The following is an 18,172-nucleotide window of genomic DNA, read 5'->3' on the forward strand; positions in this document are numbered from 1 at the left end:
GTTCCAGGACGGTTTTGGCAGGAACCTACAGTCTCTCCCGCCGGTCTCTCCCGGCAAAATATGAGCCGATCCGCACCCAGCTCAGTGACGAGCATCACGCCATCACGTGATTGTGCAAGCCCTTTTGTGCGAACCCCACCAATGCCTCAACCACCGCTTTGTGGGCCACTGATGGTGATCGAGCGTTAACCCTTGGGCTAACGTCAGCCTCAGTCTGTCCCCACCTGCCCTCACCCCGCGGAGTCCCGATGAGCACTGCTGCCGCCGCCCCTGCCCGTACCGGAGCGGTCCTCGCCGACCTGCTGCCCGCCGCCAGGCACCGTTACGCCGTCGACACGGCCCTGGTCCTCGGTGGCGCCGCGCTCACCGGTATCGCCGCCCAGATCGCCGTCCCGGTCCCCGGCTCCCCGGTCCCGGTCACCGGCCAGACGTTCGCCGCGCTCCTCGTCGGCACCGCGCTGGGCGCCCGCCGCGGCTTCCTCTCCCTCGCCGTGTACGCGCTCGTCGGCATGGCGGGCGTGCCGTGGTTCGCGGGCGGCAGCTCCGGTGCGGGCGGCGCCTCGTTCGGCTACGTCCTCGGCATGCTGCTCGCCGCCACCGTGGTCGGCGGCCTCGCCCGCCGCGGCGGCGACCGCTCCGTGCTGCGCACCGCGGGCACGATGGTGGTCGGCTCCGCGATCATCTACGCGGTCGGCGTCCCTTACCTGGCCCTGTCCACCGGCATGTCGGCGAGCGCCGCGATCGCGGCCGGCCTGGTGCCGTTCCTGCTCGGCGACGCGCTGAAGGCGGCGCTGGCGATGGGCGCGCTGCCCGCTTCCTGGAAGCTCATCGGCCGTCGCGGCTGATGCCGTAGCTCCCTCCGAAGAGGCTCGCCGGGTCGTGACGCGACACCAGACCGGCGAGCCTCTTCTGTGTCCGCGCGTCGTGGAAGCCGTCGGTGCGGTCCCCGCCGCCGAAGGAGAAGTTCAGTGAACGGCCCAGGGCGAGCGGGGCGAGCACAGCGGCCACCTGCGCGTAAAGGGCCCGTACCGATGCCACATCCGTGCCGTCGAGCGGCGACAGCAGCCGCAGCAGGAACCCGGCCTCGCGGTAGGGCACCGCGTTGTCGACGGCTGGCCGTACGGCCAGCGCGCCGCCCAGGTGGTTGAGCTGGACCACGGTCATCATCGGCGCCTTCGGCCCGGTCAGCTCCAGCGTGCGCACGGCACGCTCCGCGTCCAGATCGCCGAGCACCACGCTGTCGCCGTAGTAGGCGTGCGGGAACGACGGATCGCTGTGAATGGTGTGGCTGTCGGTGTACGGCATCTCCCGCAGCGAGTCCGCGAGCGCGGGCCCGATCGCCCGAAGCGGCGCGACCAGCCGCTCGCCCTCCGCCGCGCTGCCGGTGTACGCGACCCGCACCGAGATCACATACCGGCCGCGCATCGGCTCCGGCATCCGCGGGACGTCGGGGAACCGCAGGGCGGACAGCGATGACGTCAGTGCGTCGGGGACGGTACGGGTCCACTCCAGATAGCGGTGGATCACCTCGGAGGCCGTCACGCCGTCCCGTTCCCCGGCTCCATCGCCTCCGTCTCCGTCGAAGGCGATGGAGCCGCCGTACAGCCGCGCGGCCGCGACCAGCCCGATCTCCATTCCGGTCACGACACCGAGCCGGTGCCCGCCGCCGCGCAGCGCCCAGAAGAGATCGGGCTCGCTGTCCGGGGAGGCATGGCGCAGTACGCCGTCGGCGGTCACCACGTCGAGTGCGCGCACATGGTCGGCGGCGTACCCGAACTCCCTGGCCAGTACGCCCAGACCGCCGCCGAGGGTGTAGGAGACGGCGCCGACACCCGGGGAGGAGCCGTTCAGCGGGGCGAGTCCGTGGGGCGCGGCGGCCTCGATGACCCGGCCCCAGGTGACGCCCGCGCCGATCCGGGCGGTGCGGTGCACCGGGTCGACCTCGACGGAGTCCATCCGGCGGGTGCTGATCAGTACCCCGCCCTCGACGGCCCCGGGCAGCCCGTGGCCGGTGGCGTGGACGTGGACCGGGAGGCCGCGCCCGGCGGCGTCGGCCACGGCGGTCCGTACGTCATCGGCGTGGGCGGCCTCGACGACGAGGTCGGGACGGATGGCGAAACCGGTCTGAAAGCCGGTCTCGAAATCGGCCGGGACATCGGCAGGGGCCTGGGCAGGGACCTGGGCAGGGGCGGAAGACATGAGAAGGCTCTCCGTTCGCTCGCTCGGTGGCGTTGCGACGGAGAGCCTTCCCGGTAAACCTGACATCGGCCGTCAGGTATTGCTGGGAGTTTCCACAGCGGTGCGGTTCTTGCGGTTCCGGACCTCACGGACCAGCGAGATCGCCACCACAATGGCCGCGACGAGCAGCGAGAGCAGCACCTGCTCGCGTCCGCTGTCGTCGGTCAGCATGTAGACGAGGACGAACGAGATCATCGCGATGGTCGCCCAGGTGAGGTACGGGAAGAGCCACATCCGTACGACCAGTTTCTCCGGCTGCTCGCGCAGGATGATGCCCCGCATCCGCAGCTGGGTGAAGCAGATGACCAGCCAGACGAAGAGGGCGACCGCACCGGAGGAGTTCAGCAGGAACTGGAAGACGGTGTCGGGCCACTGGTAGTTGAAGAACACGGCGACGAAGCCGAAGACGACGGAGGACAGGATCGCCGCCTGCGGCACGCCCCGCTTGTTCGTCCGGGCGAACGCCTTCGGCGCGTCCCCGCGGCCGCCGAGCGAGAAGGCCATCCGTGAGGCGGTGTAGAGGCCGGAGTTGAGGCAGGACAGCACGGCCGTCAGCACGATGACGTCCATCACCTGACCGGCGTGCGGAATGCCGATGGAGTTGAGGGCGGCCACGTAGCTGCCCTCCTTCAGGATCGAGGCGTCGTTCCACGGCAGCAGAGTCAGCACGATGAAGATCGAGCCCAGGTAGAAGACGGCGATCCGCCAGATCACGCTGTTGGTGGCCTTCTGGACGGCGCGCTGCGGGTTCTCGGACTCGCCGGCGGCGAGGGTGACGATCTCGCTGCCCATGAAGGAGAAGACGACCATCAGCACACCGGTGAGGATGGCGCCGGGTCCCTTGGGGAAGAACCCGCCGGAGTCGGTGAGATGCGCGAGCCCCGAGCCGGGGTTGTCCGAGCCGGGCAGCAGCCCGAAGACGGCGAGCAGTCCGACGATCACGAACGCACCGATCGCCACGACCTTGATCCCGGCGAACCAGAACTCGAACTCGCCGTACGACCCGACCGAGACCAGGTTCGTCGCGGTCAGTACGACCATCACGATCAGCGCCCACGCCCACTGCGGGACGCCCGGCACCCAGCCCTCCAGGATCTTGGCACCCGCCGTGGCTTCGACGGCGAGCACCACGACCCAGAAGAACCAGTACAGCCAGCCGATCGAGAAGCCGGCCCAGCGGCCCAGCGCCTGGTCGGCGTAGGCGGAGAAGGAGCCCGAGCTGGGGCGGGCGGCCGCCATCTCGCCGAGCATCCGCATCACGAAGACGACCATCAGGCCGACCAGCGCGTACGACAGGAGGATGGCCGGTCCCGCGGCGGCTATGCCTGCGCCGGAGCCGACGAAGAGGCCCGCGCCGATGACACCGCCGATGGCGATCATCGAGAGATGGCGGTTCTTGAGGCCTGCCTGGAGACCGTCGGAGGAGCCCGGTGCGTCCGGTCCGTTCGACCGGTCCGGCTTGCCGGGCTGGTGGCCCGGCCCGGCCAGAGTCGTCTGCGACGTCATGGATCGAATCCTTACGTTTTCGGATCACGCGATGCGTGCCCAGCCGCCGAAGTGGGGTGCGGCAGCAAGTGATGCATTGAAGCCCGCCGAACCGTGAAAGCGGAACCCCTTCTTCCGAATCTGCCCGAGTGGCGTTGCCCACACGGGGCCCGCACATGGATCCCGCACGCGGCTTCCGCCGCCGGGTCCGGTCGGTCCGGGCGGACCCGGCCGGAGGGTCCCGACCCCGATGGCGCTTACCCGGCGATGCTCGTGCCACACTCGGAACATGCGCGTGTACCTCGGCTCGGACCATGCCGGCTATGAACTCAAGAACCACCTCGTCGAGTGGCTCACGGCCCAGGGCCACGAGGCCGTCGACTGTGGCCCACACATCTACGACGCCCAGGACGACTACCCGCCGTTCTGCCTGCGTGCCGCCGAGAAGACGGCCGCGGACCCGGACAGCCTCGGCATCGTGATCGGCGGCTCCGGCAACGGCGAGCAGATCGCCGCCAACAAGGTCAAGGGCGTGCGTGCCGCACTCGCCTGGAGCGAGCAGACCGCCGCGCTCGGCCGTGAGCACAACAACGCCAATGTGGTCGCCATCGGTGGCCGGATGCACTCGGTGGAGGAGTCCACCAAGTTCGTCGAGATCTTCCTCGCCACTCCGTACTCGGGCGAGGCGCGTCACACCCGCCGCATCGAGATGCTGACGGCGTACGAGACGACCGGCGAGCTCCCCCCGATCCCGGCCCACCACCCGAAGCAGGGCTGACCGGCCTCCACCCCTGTGCCGCCGGTGTTCCCGGCGGCACAGTCATTTCCCCGCGTCACCCGTCGCCACGTCCCCACGTCACCGAGGAGAGTCGCCGCCGTGCCCGAGGGACACACGATCCACCGCCTCGCGGCGGACCACCGGGACAGGTTCGCCGGGCGTCCGGTGCGGGTGAGCAGCCCGCAGGGCAAGTTCTCCGACAGCGCCGCGCTGCTGGACGGCCGCACGTTCACCGGCGTCGACGCCCACGGCAAGCACCTCTTCCTCGGTTTCGAGGACGCCGGCTGGGTCCACATCCACCTGGGCCTCTTCGGCAAGCTCGGCTTCGGTACGACCCCGGCCCCGCCGCCCACCGACACCGTCCGGCTGCGCCTGGTGACCGACGGCCACCACGCGGATCTGCGCGGCCCCACCACGTGCGCGCTGATCACCGACCCCGAGAAGCGCGCGATACACGACCGCCTAGGCCCGGACCCGCTGCGGACCGACGAGGACGGCGAGCGGGCCTGGCGGCGGATCTCCCGCAGCCGTATCACCGTCGCGGCCCTGTTGATGGACCAGAAGGTCATCGCGGGGGTCGGCAACGTGTACCGCGCGGAGGTGCTGTTCCGGCACGGGATCGACCCGTACCGCCTGGGCCGGGACCTCACGCGGGCGGAGTGGGACGCGGTCTGGGCCGACCTGGTGGTGCTGATGCGCGAGGGCGTACGGAACAACCGGATCGACACGGTCCGCCCCGAGCACATGCCGGAGGCGATGGGGCGTCTGCCGCGCGTCGACGACCACGGCGGCGAGGTGTACGTGTACCGCAGGGCCCGGCAGGCCTGCCACATCTGCGGCGGCGAGATCCGCACCGCCGACCTCGCCGCCCGCAACCTCTTCTGGTGCCCGGGCTGCCAGCGCGCTTAGCGCGGCAGATCCCGGCCCGTCCGGCGTCTGAGGACAAAACGGCCGGGCGGGGGCCCGGGGTGCCAGAAGGCCTGGAGAGCCCCTAGAACCCCCGGGGCAGCCACGGGGCCGTGTCCGACAAGAACGCCGACGACGCCTCCGCCAGCGCGCCCGCCCGCAGCTCCCGTACCCGCCCGGCCAGAGCCAGCGAGCTCAGCGACTCGCCGCCCAGATACGCGGAGCCCAGCTCCCGTACCGAGAGCGCGAGATCGGCCGGGTCGTCGGTGCGCCGGCACGACGCGGCGCCCTTCGCGTCGGCCGTCAGCCGCCAACGCCCCTCGTTCCAGGGGCAGAACGCGTCCTCCACCTCGAACACCACGTCCAGCGGGCCCCGGTACGTCCGGGCCTCCAGCGCCGCCCCCAGCTCCACCAGACGCACGTGCAGGCAGTCCCGGACCCGGATGTTGCACCGCCGAACGTCCGACACCAGGTGCAGCACCGCATCGTCGACCGGCCGGTTCCGCGCTTCGACCGTCGACGTCAGGTCGATCTCGAAGACGAACCGCCACAACGCCGCGTACGCCGCAGGGTCCAGCGCGGCGAGATCGTTCACCGTGACCGTGCCCTTGGGGCCGGACGGCTCCCAGTCCGGCTTGATGTGATATGTCACACAGCCGACGATCTCCCCGTCCCGCTCCGCCAGCACGCACTGCTGCGCCGAACCGCCCTGCCGGGAACTCACCGGGTCGACCATCGGCTTCCGCTCCCAGCCGGGCCCATGGGCCGGTGTACCGGGGCGGCCGGCGACCAACTGCTCGTACACGCCCTCGCACGCGGCCATCGCCTCGTCCGGCTTCGCGTGACGCAGGCGCACCTCGTCCGTGCCCTTCGGTACCGTAAGCCGCACCCGGTCCGTGTCGATCGTCAGGGACATCTGCCGCGAGGCGGCGCCGTATCCGAACCGGCCGTAGATCACCGGTTCGGACGCCGTGAGGACGGCGATCGGCTCACCCAGCGCCCGGACGTCGTCGAGCTGCCGACGCATCATCGAGGTCAGCAGCCCGCGCCTGCGGTGGGTGGAAGCGACACTCACCATCGTGACCCCGGCGGCGGGCACCAGCGCCCCGCCCGGCACGGCGACCCGGAAGCTGAACGCTCCGGCCGTGGCGACGACATCGGTGCCGTCCCAGATTCCGATCGACCGCTCGTGCTCGGTCAGCTGCTCGTCCAGCTCGCGCTGCTCGGGGGGCTCTGCGACACCGCCGAATGCGAGCTCCAGACACTCGAACCATTCGTTCCATTCGGACGGTTGCAACACGCGAAGCTCAGTAGTCATGGGCCATGCCTATCAGGGGCATGGCGGCTGGTCGACCCGATTTCGAACGCATTGTCACGGGGTCCCCCTGCACCGGAGGCGGCCGGGTAGATAAGGTCCCCGCAATGGCCCGTCGCGCAGGAGCAGACTCGTACCCGGCCCGATTTCGGAAATCGGCGCACCGGGCACGCATCGCGCTGCGCAAATCCGGTGTCGACTACTTCCGCGGCGACGGATCGGACTGGATCGCACTGGCCGGTCTGCTGCTCACCGTTCCGGCCATCACCTGCGCCACCCTGCTCAATCCGGTGTGGTGTTCACCGGCCGCGCTCGTCCTGCCGATCGTCGCGGGCGGTCTGCTGCTGCGGCCCGCGAGCCTGCTGGGTCTGTACGCGACCGCCGCCACCGCCCTGATCGTGGAGTCGCTCGGACTGGGACCGTACGAGGACGGTCCGGCCCGGGTGACACCCGGCATCGTCCTGGTGGTCGCGGCCTGCGGCTTCTTCGGGCTGATCCTCGCCCAGTTCCGGGCCAGGGTCGGTGTGCCGTGGCGACGCGGCGGCACCATGCTCTTCGACCTGCGCGAACGCATCAGGGTGCAGAGCGCCCTGCCCCGGCTGCCGCAGGGCTGGCACCGCGAGATGGCGCTGCGCCCGGCGGGCGGTCAGTCCTTCTCCGGTGACTTCGTCGTCGCCGCCCGTACCAACGGCGGACGGACCCTGGAGGCCGTACTCACCGATGTCTCCGGCAAGGGCATGGACGCGGGCTCCCGCGCCCTGCTGCTGTCCGGAGCCTTCGGCGGCCTCCTCGGTTCGCTGCCCCCGCACGGCTTCCTCCCGGCGGCCAATGGCTATCTGCTGCGCCAGGACTGGGACGAGGGTTTCGCCACCTCGATCCATCTGGTCCTGGACCTCGAATCGGGCGACTACGAACTCCTCTCGGCAGGTCACCCGCCGGCCCTGCAGCTCCACTCGGGCAGCGGCCAATGGGAGGAGATGGCCGCGGAGGGCCCGTTGCTCGGGGTGTACGACGGGGCGCAGTTCGACGCGGTGAAGGGCTCGTTGGCCCCCGGCGACGTGCTGATGCTGTTCACGGACGGCCTGGTGGAGGCGTCCGACCGCGATATCGCGGAGGGCATCGACCGGCTGACCGGTGAGGCCGATCGCTATGTCGTCACCGGTTTCGAGGGCGCGGCCTGGCATCTGATCGAGGCATGCGCCAAGGACGTCAACGACGACCGGGCACTGCTGCTGTTGTCGCGCAAATCCTGAAACGTGCGCAACCGGGATGAAACGGGCGTACGTCAACGGGAATTGGCCCGTCACCGGAACGTGGGCGTCGACATGTCCGGGTGCGAGGCGGGCCCCCGTGCCCGGACACGCCGACCGTAGTCTCAGGCCGGGACCGAGATCTGCCCGGCGCCGCTGCCGCTGTCACTGTCCTCACCCCGGCCCCGCCCGCCCGGCAGGATGCGGGCCAGCCAGTGCGACCTTCCGGCGGCCAGCGGCGCGAGGACCGCGAGGACGAGTACGTATCCGGCGATGAACGGGGAGAGCCGTTCGTCCAGCCCCGCGGCCGCCGCCATCGTGGCGAGGATCAGGGCGAACTCGCCACGGGCCACCAGCGTGGTGGAGATGTTCGCCGTGGCCTGCGGGCCGAACGCGTACACCTTGGCGGCGGCGAGTCCGGCGAGGACATTCATGGCCAGGGTCACCGCGACGGCGGCCAGCACCGGCCACAGGACGGTCGGCAGATCGCCCGGGTTGATGGAGAGGCCGAAGGCGAAGAAGAAGATCGCACCGAAGGCGTCACGCAGCGGGTGGACCAGCTTGAGGATGCGCGTACCGGAGGACGTACTGCCGAGCATCAGGCCGACCATGAAGGCGCCGATCGCGTCCGCGACCCCGAACCACTCCGAGACGCCCGCCACGAAGACCGCGGCGCCGAGGAAGGAGATGACGAGGAGTTCGTCGTCACGGGTGTTGATCAGCTTGCCGATGACCTTGGTGCCGAACCGGGCGGCCAGGGCGAGCAGCAGCAGGAAGCCGAAGGCCTTGCCGCCGTCCACCGCCGCGGCGGAGAGGCTGTCGGCGCCCGACAGGATCGGCTGGAGGGCGGCCAGATAGAGGGCGAGGAACACGTCCTCGACGACGATGATGCCGAGGATCGGTTTGGTCTCCGGATTACCGATACGGCCCAGGTCGACCAGGACCTTGGTGACGATGGCCGACGACGAGATGCCGAGCACGCCGGCGAGGACCAGAGCTTCGGATGTGCCCCAGCCCAGTGCGAAGCCGAAGCCGAGCCCGGCGCCGACGTTCAGGGCGAGATAGGTGCCACCGGCGAGCGCCATCTTGCGGCCGCCGGCCTTGAGGTCGTCGAGATGGAATTCGAGGCCGAGGTAGAAGAGCAGCAGCACCAGACCGAGTGCCGAGAGCATCTCCAGGTCGTGCGGGTCGGCGACGAGCACGATGCCGGGCGTGTGCGGGCCGAGCAGGATTCCGGCCAGGATGAACAAGGGGATGGTCGGCAGTCCGATGCGGCTGCCGACGCGGGCGAGAACGGCGGCGGCGAGGAAGGCGCCGCCCATGGCGATGAGCGTGTCTGCGTGTCCGATGAGCCTGTCCTTCGATAGGTCAAGAGAGCGTCAAGGAATCGTCAGTAATTAGTTTACCGAATGATTGACGTTGCAAGTATGGCCACCCCCGACAGCACCCTGAGGTCTGCCCACCCCCGGTAGCACCCTGGGGTTTGCCCCACCCCCGATCCGCCAGCAGCCGCCATGGTCCGGACCCGCTCGTGTTCCGTACGTTCGGGGTATCGGCCGGACGACCGGCCGACGAACGACGGAAGGCGGACACCATGGGGCTGCGACGCACCAAGCAGGGCGCGCAGGACAGGCAGTACACGGCGGACGTCCACCAGGGGTCCGGCCCCTCGGACCTTGCCGTGGAACTGCGAGGCGTCCGCAGGCAGTACGGCCGCGGCGGCTCCGCCGTCCACGCCCTGAGGGGCATCGACCTCGCCCTCCCGCGCGCCAGTTTCACCGCCGTCATGGGCCCCTCCGGCTCGGGGAAGTCGACCTTCCTGCAGTGTGCGGCCGGACTCGACCGCCCCACCGAAGGCTCCGTACGCCTCGGCGGCACCGAGATCACCGGCATGAGCGAGAACCGGCTCACCGAGCTGCGCCGCACCCGCCTCGGCTTCGTCTTCCAGGCCTTCAACCTGCTCCCGTCCCTCACGGTCGAGCAGAACGTCGTCCTGCCCATGCGCCTGGCCGGACAGCGCACCGGCTCCGCCCGCAGCCGCCACGCAGCCGCCGAGATGCTCACCCGGGTCGGCCTCGGCGACAAGGGCGCGCGCCGCCCCGGCCAGCTCTCCGGCGGCCAGCAGCAGCGCGTCGCCGTCGCCCGCGCCCTGGTCACCCGCCCCGATGTGGTCTTCGCCGACGAACCGACCGGCGCCCTCGACACCACCACCGCCGCCGAGATCCTCGCCCTGCTCCGGCACGCGGTGGACAGCCTCGGCGCCACCGTCGTCATGGTCACCCATGACCCGGCGGCCGCCGCCTACGCCGACCGGGTCCTCTTCCTCGCCGACGGCGCGATCGCGGACAGCCTGCCGCGGGCCGGCGCCGCACAGATCGCCGCGCGGATGACCGCGCTCACCGCACGGACGGCCCCCGCATACGCAGGAGCAGCAGCCTGATGTTCACCCCGCACCTCCCGAACGGCCTCGCCCGCGCGGCCGTCCGCTTCAAACCCTCGTCGTTCGTCGGGACCTTCGTCGCGCTGCTGCTGGCCGCGGCGATTGTCTCCGCCTGCGGCATCCTGCTGGAGACCGGCCTGCGCGCCTCGGTACCCGCGGACCGCTACGCGAAGGCACCCGTGGTGGTCGCCGCCGACCAGCGGGTCCACATGACGGTCGGCAGCGGCGAGGGCGCGTACGACGCCGCCACCCCCGTACCGGACACCGCGCGGCTCCCCGAATCCCTGGTGGGCAAGGCCGCCTCGGCCCCCGGCGCGGCAGCCGCGATCGGGGACGTCAGCTACTCCGTACGGCAGGACGACACCCTCCTCACCGCTCACGGCTGGGGCTCCACCGCCCTCACCGGCGCGCGACTGCTCACCGGCGAGGCGCCCGGGACCGGCGAAGTCGTCGTCCCCACCGGCACCGAGGCCCGGGTCGGCGAGAAGATCACCCTCGACACCCCCGCGGGCGTACGGGAGTTCCGCGTCGCGGGCACCACCGCCACCGAAGCCACCGTCTGGTTCGCCGACCGGCAGGCTGTACAGCTCTCCGGCCACCCCGGCCGGGTCGACGCCATCGCCGTGCTCGCCGCCCGCTCCACCCCCACCGGCACCCTCGCCGACCAGGTACGCGAGGCCGTCGGCCACACCGCCGGGGCCCAGGTCCACACCGGTGACGGCCGGGGCGCCGTCGAGGACGCGGAACTCGCGGGCGCCCAGGAACTCCTCGCCGGCCTCGGCGGCTCCTTCGGCGGCGTCGCCACCATGGTCGCCGTTTTCACCGCCGCCGGTACGGTCGCCCTCTCCGTCGGCCAGCGCAGCCGCGAGTTCGCCCTGCTGCGCGCCATCGGCGCCACTCCGCGCCAGCTGCGCCGCACCATCGCCACCGAGTCCCTGCTCGTCGCCCCGCTCGCCGGAGCGCTCGGCTGTCTGCCCGGGATCGCCCTGGCCCGCTGGTGGTTCGGGCAGCTCCAGGACAAGGGAGCCATCCCTGAAGCCGTCGCTTTGCGGGTGTCCTGGCTGCCACTGACCATCGCCGCGGCCGCCACGATGCTCACCGCGCTGAGCGCCGGATACTTCGCTGCCCGTCGGCCGTCGAAGACCAAGCCGGGGCTGGCTCTCGCCCAGTCCGCGGTGGAACGCCCTCCGTTCGGCTGGATCCGCACCCCGCTCGGCATCGCCGCCCTCGTCGGCGGCGTAGCTTTCGCGGGGGTCGCCGCGTCCACGAGCGGCGAGGACGCGGCGAACGCCGCACTCGGCGTCGTCATGTTCTTCATGCTCGCGGTCGGCCTGCTCGGCCCGCTGATCGCCCGGATCTGCGCCGCCGTCATCGGCTTCCCGCTGCGCGCCGCCGGCGCGTCGGGCTCGCTGGCCGCCGCCAACTCCCGGACGAACTCGCGTCGCCTGGCCTCCGCGATCACCCCGATCGTGCTCGCCATGGCCTTTTCCTCCACGCTCGTCTTCATGCACACCAGCGAGAGCCGGGTGATCGCACACCAGCAGCGCGACGCCATCACCGCCGACCACATCGTCTCCGCCCCGTTCGGACTAGCCTCCGACGCGACCGAACGCGCCGCCGCCACACCCGGCGTCACGACCGCCGTCGGGCTGCTCCGCAGTTCCGTCCTGGTGCCCACCGGATCGGGCGGGGACCGGCGGCTCCAGACCACCTCCGCCCAGGGGATCACCGGCTCCGGCCACGACCTCGCCAAGGTCCAGGACCTCGACGTCCGGACCGGATCGCTGACCGGCCTGCGCCCCGGCACCGTCGCCATCGACACCACCCTCGCCGGATCCACGAAGCTCGGCACGGGCGACCGCCTGGCCCTGCGTCTCCCGGACGGAACCAAGGCGGCTCCGAAGATCGTCGCCGTTTACGGCCGCGGCCTGGGCACCGGTCTCGTCACACTGCCCGCCGCCGACCTCAGCACCCATGTCACCTCGCCGTACGTCTCCGACCTGCTGGTACGGGCCACACCCGCCGCCGCACAGAAGCTCGCCGCGCTCGGCACCGTCACCGACCGGACCGGCTACGCCGCCGCACAGGACCAGAGCCGTGAACTCAACGCCTGGGCCAACACCACCATGGCCGCGGTCCTCGGCGGATTCGCCGCCGTCGCCGCGGTCAACACCCTGGTGATGACTGTCCTCGACCGGCGCCGCGAACTGACCATGCTGCGGCTCGTCGGCTCCACCCGCCGCCAGGTCATGGGGATGATCCGCTGGGAGGCGCTGCTCGTCACGGTCGCCGGCGCCGCGCTCGGCACCGGCATCGCACTGGCCACACTGGTCCCGATGACGAAGGGACTCACGGGCGAATCGCCTTACATCCCGCCGACGTTGTACGGGTCCTTCCTCGCCGCGACCATCGGACTCGGCCTGGCCGCCGTGACGGTCCCGGCCCGGGCCGCCCTGCGTGGGACGGCCGCGCGTCCGTAGAGTCGGGCCATGCCCACCCCACGCGCACAGCTGACCCTGGCCGAAGTCGAGGCGATCGCCCGCGAGGCCCACGCCGACCAGCGGGACAAAGCGGGACGCCCGTACACCGAGCATCTCGCCGCGGTCGCCGAGGGCGTACGGATCAGGGGCGGCAGCGACGAACAGATCGCCGCGGCCTGGCTGCACGACGCCGTCGAGGACGACGCGCTGTCGGAGGAATGGCTGGCCGACGCCGCGCTGCCTCAGGAGGTCAAGGACATGGTCCTCGCCGTCACCAAACGTGACGGCGAGGACCTCGGTCCGTACACCCGGCGCATCCTCGACACCCCGGGCGCCCTGCTGATCAAGGAGTCCGACCTGGCACACAACGCCGACCCGGCCCGCCTCGCCGTGCTGGAACCGGCGACCCGTACCCGACTGGCCGAGAAGTATGCGCAGGTACGGGGGCTGCTCGGGCTCATCCCAGGTGAATCGTCCGTCGAGCAATCGGTTCAAGCCAACGCGGCGAAGGACTGATCCACTGGGATCAGAGTCTGGACGCGGCGCGCCGGAACGCCCAGTTCATGTCCGGCTCGGTCACCGGGCGCAGCACCCGCCGCACCGGCGGCGTACACATCAGCGTCACCGCACCGGCCGCGACCAGTGAGACGAGGACCCGGCCGCCGGGCGTCGAGAGCCATGCGTAGGTGTCGAACACCCCGGCGTATTCGGCGCCCTTGATCAGGAATCCGTGCAGCAGATAGCCGCAGATCGTTCCGGCGCCGAGCACGGTGAACCACATGGGGCGGCGCGGCACCCAGGACAGGAACCCGATGGTGAGCAGCAGCGCACAGCCGAACATCGCCAGTGTCATCACGGCTCCGGACCACCACGGGGCGCCCATCTCGGGCGCGCTGTTGCTGCGGTAGAACCAGCCCAGCTGCATCCGGGGCGCCGCCCAGTACGCGAACAGCAGGGCCCCGGCGAACAGCGGGAGCGCGAGCATCCGCACCTCACGCCGGCGAACCAGTTGGAAATGCTCGGGCTTCAGCCGGAGTCCCAGCACGAAGAACGGCAGGAACTGCAGAACACGCTGGAGATCGAGATCGTCGCCGATCGCCGGGGAGAAAGAGGCGAGCACGGCGATGACGAGCGCCACGGGCAGTGGATGGCGCAGCGCCTGCCACAGCGGTGTGGTGATCCGCCAGATGAACAGCGCGACCAGGAACCAGGTGAGATACCAGGGGTCGGTCAGGCTGATCGGCTGATCGGGCGAGTCGTCCGCGTACCGCTTGAACAGCGAATAAGCCGTCTCGAACACCACATAGGGCACGGCAACGCCGGTGACCAGGCGTTTTACCTTGGCGGCGGACATGTCGAACGAGCGGGAGAAATAGCCGGAGATGATGATGAACGCCGGCATGTGAAAGGTGTACGCCACCATGTACAGCGCACGGGCGGTCCGGCTGCCGTCCATCACCGGTTCCCACGAGTGCGCCACCGCGACGAGCACGATGGCCAGATATTTGACGTTGTCGAAGTAGGCGTCACGCTTCTTCGCCGGCGCGGCGGCCGGAGGCTTGTTCGCCACCGGTGCGGGGGGTGCCGCGGTGGCAGTCTTCGTCCCTCGGCGTCTGGGCTCCGACTCCCGGGTCGCTGGTGGGAGCGGGGCCCTCTGAAATACGTTCGGAGCGTGGAACATCTAAAGCACCTTAGACGCCACGATTGCAATTCGTAAAACCGCCCACGGATATTGCATGTCCGCGTCCAATCAAAAGCGAAACCACCAAAAACCGCCCACTATGCCCGGCTTCATCCCCCTTAAATGGTGCATATCGCCAGGCGGTTGCGGGAGGTGAATTTCGTCGCACTCGATCCTTGGAATTGCGCGTGAATAAAGTGTGTGGATATGGAAACCGTCACAGTTGCGAGCCGTTGTGATTATTCGATTCACAGTTCGCTCACAGGTACGGGGAGCCTTGTTGGGGCTCTGTGCCACACCTTGTGCGGCTGTGCGCCCCGGGCGTGCGCGGGGCGCAAGGATGGCGCGATCCCGTCCGTTCGATCCGTCACCTGGCAGCGACCACAGGGGAGTTGGTGGCACGATGGACGGAACGGAGGAGTGCTCGGCCGCACACCTCCGGGCCGGCAAGGCGGACCGACCAAGGGTGTGATCAGTCGTGGCCATTTCACTGTCTGTGGTGCTTCTGTTGGCGATCGTCCTGGTGGTCCTGATCCGAGGCGGCTCCATCAAGGCCGGACCCGCGATCGTCGCGGTGCTCTTCGGCTTCTTCCTGGCATCGACCGGCATGGCTCCGTCGATAAACAGGTTCATGAACTCGATAGCGGAGACCATCAACCAGATCAGCTTCTGATCCGGCCGCACCGGCGCCCGCGCTCCGGCGCGAGAGGCCCGGCAGGACGCGGGCAGAACGCAGCCGGAACGCAAAGGGCCCGGTCCGACGAGGAATTCGTCGGACCGGGCCCAAGCATGGAGCGGGCGACGGGAATCGAACCCGCGTAGCTAGTTTGGAAGACTAGGGCTCTACCATTGAGCTACGCCCGCATGCACCGCACCGCAGGTCCGGGGACCGGCGGCAACGAGAAGTATCGTAGCGGGTCGCGGGCGCTGCCCGCACACCCGATTGCGGTCACCCGGTGTCGCGTTCGGTGCCACCCGTGCAAAGCGGCTGATGCACCGCCTGTCTGCATGTACCCTACGTGTCGCACCGACGGGGTGTGGCGCAGCTTGGTAGCGCGTCCGCTTTGGGAGCGGAAGGTCGTCGGTTCGAATCCGGCCACCCCGACCATCGGCAAGATCGCAGACCACCGGCAAGATCGCATTGTGGGAGTCCGTCGCCTTGCCGTTACTATGCAAAATGCGTGCCCGTGTGTCTGATGTACCGGGCTCGGTCCGCGAAGCCGCCACCCGCGGTGGAGCAGAACCCCAAGAAGTCAGCCACAAGGAGACCGAACCGTGAAGAGCGCCGTGGAGACCCTGAACCCGACCCGGGTTCGGCTCACTGTTGAGGTGCCCTTCGAGGAGCTCAAGGACAGCCTCGACGCGGCGTACAAGAAGATCAACCAGCAGGTCACGGTGAAGGGCTTCCGCAAGGGCAAGATCCCCGCCCGGGTCATCGACCAGCGGTTCGGCCGTGGTGCGGTGCTGGAGGAGGCCGTCAACGACGCCCTCCCGAAGTTCTACACCGAGGCTGTCAACGAGGGTGAGCTCAACGTCCTCGGTCAGCCCGAGGTCGACATCACCGAGCTGAAGGACGGCGAGCTGCTGGCCTTCACCGCCGAGGTTGACGTACGCCCCGAGATCGAGATCCCGGACTACTCCGGCATCGAGGTCACCGTTGACGCCCTCGAGGTCAGCGACGAGGACGTCGAGAAGGCCGTGGAGCAGCTCCGCGAGCGCTTCGCCTCCACCAACCCGGTCGAGCGTGCCGCCGCCGAGGGTGACGTCGTGACGATCGACCTGCAGGCCAAGGTCGATGGCGAGGTCCTGGAGGACGGCGTGGCCGAGGGTGTCTCGTACACCATCGGTTCCGGCGAGCTCCTCGACGGCATCGACGCCGCCGTCACCGGCCTGGAGGCGGGTGGCGAGGCCACCTTCACCTCCGAGCTGAAGGGCGGCTCGGCCGAGGGCAAGGAGGCCGAGGTCACCGTCAAGGTCACCGCCGTCGCCGCCCGTGAGCTCCCCGAGCTGGACGACGAGTTCGCCCAGATGGCGAGCGAGTTCGACACCCTCGACGAGCTGAAGGCGGACAGCCGCAAGCGCCTCGAGAACACCAAGCAGTTCGACCAGGCCACCCAGGCCCAGGAGCGCGTCCTCGACGAGCTGCTGAAGCTGGCCGAGGTCCCGATCCCGGAGAAGCTGCTCGCGGACGAGGTCCAGACCCGCAAGCACAACCTGGAGCACCACCAGCTCGGCCAGATGGGTCTGACCCTCGACAAGTACCTGGAGATCCAGGGCAAGACGGTCGAGGAGTTCGAGGCCGAGACCTCCGAGCAGGCGATCAAGGGCATCAAGACCCAGTTCATCCTGGACGAGATCGTCAACAAGGAGAAGCTGAACGTCAACCAGGAGGAGCTCACCGAGCACCTCATGCGGCGCGCTGCTTCCTCCGGCATGAGCCCCGACCAGTTCGCCCAGGCCGTCGTCGAGGGCGGCCAGGTGCCGATGCTCGTCGGCGAGGTCGCCCGCGGCAAGGCGCTGGCCGTGGTCGTCGAGGCCGCCAAGGTCGTCGACACCAACGGTGAGGTCGTCGAGCTGGAGGACGACGAGGAGGAGGCCATCGAGACGGTCGAGGCCGCCGATGGTGCCGCCGAGGCCGTTGCCGAGGTCACCGAGGAGAAGAACGAGGCCTGAGCCTCGCGCTGAACCCGTACGACGGGCTCCGGACGCTGTGCGTTCGGAGCCCGTCGTCGTATGGCGTACGGTGCCCCACAACCCCTGTGCGGGCTGCGGAGCTTGCGCTCCCAGCGAACAGTTGCGGAAGCGGGATGGCGTTGTCCTACCTGCGCGTTAGGGTCCATGAATAGGAAGGGCAGGGGAGTCCCCGCCCACCCGGTACGAAGACGCTGAGACGGCCGGAGCCGTCAGAGACGAGCAGGTGGATACGTGACGAATCTGATGCCCTACGCCGCCGGAGAGCCGTCCCTCGGTGGAGGCCTCGGTGACCAGGTCTACAGCCGACTGCTCGGCGAGCGCATCATCTTCCTCGGTCAGCAGGTAGACGATGAGATCGCCAACAAGATCACGGCGCAGCTGCTTCTCCTTGCCGCCGAGCCGGACAAGGACATCTACCTCTACATCAACAGCCCCGGCGGTTCGGTGACGGCCGGTATGGCGGTCTACGACACCATGCAGTACATCCCGAACGACGTGGTCACCATCGGTATGGGCATGGCGGCCTCGATGGGCCAGTTCCTGCTCACCGGCGGCACCGCGGGCAAGCGCTTCGCGCTCCCGAACACCGACATCCTCATGCACCAGGGTTCGGCCGGCATCGGCGGTACGGCCTCGGACATCAAGATCCAGGCCCAGTACCTGCTGCGCACCAAGCAGCGGATGGCGGAGATCACCGCCCGCCACTCCGGCCAGACGGTCGAGACGATCATCCGCGACGGCGACCGCGACCGCTGGTACACCGCGGAGGAGGCCAAGGAGTACGGCCTCATCGACGAGATCATCACGATCGCATCGGGCGTTCCGGGCGGCGGCGGCACCGGCGCCTGATCCGGTACCCACCGGATCCGGCTCCACCGCCCCGCGCACCTCTCGTACGCCGAGAC

The 18,172-nt window shown here is 69.8% G+C and carries 15 protein-coding genes and 2 tRNA genes; 11 read left to right on the top strand and 6 right to left on the bottom strand.

What is annotated here, in order from left to right; genetic code table 11:
* Positions 1 to 248: 248 nt before the first annotated feature.
* Entirely contained in the window at positions 249 to 845 is a 597-nt protein-coding gene (locus tag OG609_RS27315; protein ID WP_327275246.1) for a biotin transporter BioY, read from the top strand.
* Here the strand turns inward: OG609_RS27315 and OG609_RS27320 are convergent.
* Together OG609_RS27320 and OG609_RS27325 are read right to left on the bottom strand one after the other, a co-directional pair.
* Positions 826 to 2,199 carry an FAD-binding oxidoreductase gene (locus OG609_RS27320; protein WP_327275247.1) on the bottom strand — a complete coding sequence of 458 codons (1,374 nt, stop codon included), beginning with the start codon at positions 2,197 to 2,199 and terminating at the stop codon, positions 826 to 828. The genes OG609_RS27315 and OG609_RS27320 overlap by 20 nt on opposite strands.
* A gap of 72 nt (positions 2,200 to 2,271) precedes the next feature.
* On the bottom strand, positions 2,272 to 3,744 hold the full coding sequence (locus OG609_RS27325; RefSeq protein ID WP_327275248.1) for an amino acid permease: 1,473 nt from the start codon (positions 3,742 to 3,744) through the stop codon (positions 2,272 to 2,274).
* A gap of 268 nt (positions 3,745 to 4,012) precedes the next feature.
* On the opposite strand from OG609_RS27325, the gene OG609_RS27330 reads away from it, so the two are divergent.
* Both OG609_RS27330 and OG609_RS27335 read left to right on the top strand, forming a co-directional pair.
* On the top strand, positions 4,013 to 4,501 hold the full coding sequence (locus OG609_RS27330; protein ID WP_327275249.1) for a ribose-5-phosphate isomerase: 489 nt from the start codon (positions 4,013 to 4,015) through the stop codon (positions 4,499 to 4,501).
* A gap of 99 nt (positions 4,502 to 4,600) precedes the next feature.
* Positions 4,601 to 5,410, top strand: coding sequence for an Fpg/Nei family DNA glycosylase (locus tag OG609_RS27335; RefSeq protein ID WP_114244494.1), 810 nt, complete (start codon positions 4,601 to 4,603; stop codon positions 5,408 to 5,410).
* A gap of 82 nt (positions 5,411 to 5,492) precedes the next feature.
* On the opposite strand, the gene OG609_RS27340 is transcribed toward OG609_RS27335, so the two are convergent.
* Positions 5,493 to 6,725: a GNAT family N-acetyltransferase gene (locus OG609_RS27340; protein ID WP_327275250.1), complete on the bottom strand. Its 1,233-nt coding sequence runs from the start codon at positions 6,723 to 6,725 to the stop codon at positions 5,493 to 5,495.
* Between the two features lie 104 nt (positions 6,726 to 6,829).
* Here OG609_RS27340 and OG609_RS27345 point away from each other — a divergent pair, with 104 nt between their 5' ends.
* Positions 6,830 to 7,975, top strand: a complete 1,146-nt coding sequence (locus OG609_RS27345; RefSeq protein WP_327275251.1) for a PP2C family protein-serine/threonine phosphatase — start codon at positions 6,830 to 6,832, stop codon at positions 7,973 to 7,975.
* A gap of 122 nt (positions 7,976 to 8,097) precedes the next feature.
* Here the strand turns inward: OG609_RS27345 and OG609_RS27350 are convergent, their stop codons facing one another.
* Positions 8,098 to 9,294: a cation:proton antiporter gene (locus OG609_RS27350; RefSeq protein ID WP_327275252.1), complete on the bottom strand. Its 1,197-nt coding sequence runs from the start codon at positions 9,292 to 9,294 to the stop codon at positions 8,098 to 8,100.
* A 272-nt stretch (positions 9,295 to 9,566) separates the two neighbouring features.
* Between OG609_RS27350 and OG609_RS27355 the strand changes: the two genes are divergently transcribed.
* From OG609_RS27355 to OG609_RS27365, 3 genes are read left to right on the top strand one after another with little or no spacing between them, the layout of a single operon-like run.
* A complete protein-coding gene (locus OG609_RS27355) occupies positions 9,567 to 10,412 on the top strand; it encodes an ABC transporter ATP-binding protein (protein WP_327275253.1) in 846 nt (281 codons plus the stop codon).
* Positions 10,412 to 12,892, top strand: coding sequence for an FtsX-like permease family protein (locus OG609_RS27360; protein WP_327275254.1), 2,481 nt, complete (start codon positions 10,412 to 10,414; stop codon positions 12,890 to 12,892). The genes OG609_RS27355 and OG609_RS27360 overlap by 1 nt, the downstream gene beginning before the upstream one ends.
* A gap of 9 nt (positions 12,893 to 12,901) precedes the next feature.
* Positions 12,902 to 13,408: an HD domain-containing protein gene (locus OG609_RS27365; RefSeq protein WP_327275255.1), complete on the top strand. Its 507-nt coding sequence runs from the start codon at positions 12,902 to 12,904 to the stop codon at positions 13,406 to 13,408.
* Between the two features lie 10 nt (positions 13,409 to 13,418).
* Here the strand turns inward: OG609_RS27365 and OG609_RS27370 are convergent, their stop codons facing one another.
* Complete coding sequence (locus tag OG609_RS27370) at positions 13,419 to 14,573, bottom strand: acyltransferase family protein (RefSeq protein ID WP_327275256.1); 1,155 nt, start codon at positions 14,571 to 14,573, stop codon at positions 13,419 to 13,421.
* A gap of 478 nt (positions 14,574 to 15,051) precedes the next feature.
* Between OG609_RS27370 and OG609_RS27375 the strand changes: the two genes are divergently transcribed.
* Positions 15,052 to 15,246, top strand: a complete 195-nt coding sequence (locus OG609_RS27375; RefSeq protein WP_005317603.1) for a hypothetical protein — start codon at positions 15,052 to 15,054, stop codon at positions 15,244 to 15,246.
* Between the two features lie 117 nt (positions 15,247 to 15,363).
* Here OG609_RS27375 and OG609_RS27380 read toward each other — a convergent pair.
* Positions 15,364 to 15,437 (bottom strand) — tRNA-Gly (locus OG609_RS27380).
* Between the two features lie 167 nt (positions 15,438 to 15,604).
* Between OG609_RS27380 and OG609_RS27385 the strand changes: the two genes are divergently transcribed.
* The 3 genes from OG609_RS27385 to OG609_RS27395 all read left to right on the top strand — a co-directional run bounded on the left by OG609_RS27385 (position 15,605) and on the right by OG609_RS27395 (position 18,116).
* A tRNA-Pro gene (locus OG609_RS27385) sits at positions 15,605 to 15,681 on the top strand.
* Between the two features lie 167 nt (positions 15,682 to 15,848).
* The gene (tig, locus tag OG609_RS27390; protein WP_327275257.1) at positions 15,849 to 17,246 is read left to right on the top strand and encodes a trigger factor; all 1,398 of its coding nucleotides are present in this window, start codon (positions 15,849 to 15,851) and stop codon (positions 17,244 to 17,246) included.
* A gap of 264 nt (positions 17,247 to 17,510) precedes the next feature.
* The gene (locus tag OG609_RS27395; protein WP_176729207.1) at positions 17,511 to 18,116 is read left to right on the top strand and encodes an ATP-dependent Clp protease proteolytic subunit; all 606 of its coding nucleotides are present in this window, start codon (positions 17,511 to 17,513) and stop codon (positions 18,114 to 18,116) included.
* The last annotated feature ends 56 nt before the right edge of the window (positions 18,117 to 18,172 follow it).

Origin of the sequence: Streptomyces sp. NBC_01224, from assembly GCF_036002945.1 — a bacterium.
In the GTDB taxonomy this organism is placed as follows: Bacteria; Actinomycetota; Actinomycetes; order Streptomycetales; family Streptomycetaceae; genus Streptomyces.

Coding starts and splice junctions, on each gene's coding strand:
- OG609_RS27315 (WP_327275246.1), top strand. CDS start 249: ATGAGCACTGCTGCCGCCGCCCCTGCCCGTACCGGAGCGGTCCTCGCC.
- OG609_RS27320 (WP_327275247.1), bottom strand. CDS start 2,199: ATGTCTTCCGCCCCTGCCCAGGTCCCTGCCCAGGCCCCTGCCGATGTC.
- OG609_RS27325 (WP_327275248.1), bottom strand. CDS start 3,744: ATGACGTCGCAGACGACTCTGGCCGGGCCGGGCCACCAGCCCGGCAAG.
- OG609_RS27330 (WP_327275249.1), top strand. CDS start 4,013: ATGCGCGTGTACCTCGGCTCGGACCATGCCGGCTATGAACTCAAGAAC.
- OG609_RS27340 (WP_327275250.1), bottom strand. CDS start 6,725: ATGACTACTGAGCTTCGCGTGTTGCAACCGTCCGAATGGAACGAATGG.
- OG609_RS27345 (WP_327275251.1), top strand. CDS start 6,830: ATGGCCCGTCGCGCAGGAGCAGACTCGTACCCGGCCCGATTTCGGAAA.
- OG609_RS27350 (WP_327275252.1), bottom strand. CDS start 9,294: ATGGGCGGCGCCTTCCTCGCCGCCGCCGTTCTCGCCCGCGTCGGCAGC.
- OG609_RS27355 (WP_327275253.1), top strand. CDS start 9,567: ATGGGGCTGCGACGCACCAAGCAGGGCGCGCAGGACAGGCAGTACACG.
- OG609_RS27360 (WP_327275254.1), top strand. CDS start 10,412: ATGTTCACCCCGCACCTCCCGAACGGCCTCGCCCGCGCGGCCGTCCGC.
- OG609_RS27365 (WP_327275255.1), top strand. CDS start 12,902: ATGCCCACCCCACGCGCACAGCTGACCCTGGCCGAAGTCGAGGCGATC.
- OG609_RS27370 (WP_327275256.1), bottom strand. CDS start 14,573: ATGTTCCACGCTCCGAACGTATTTCAGAGGGCCCCGCTCCCACCAGCG.
- OG609_RS27395 (WP_176729207.1), top strand. CDS start 17,511: ATGCCCTACGCCGCCGGAGAGCCGTCCCTCGGTGGAGGCCTCGGTGAC.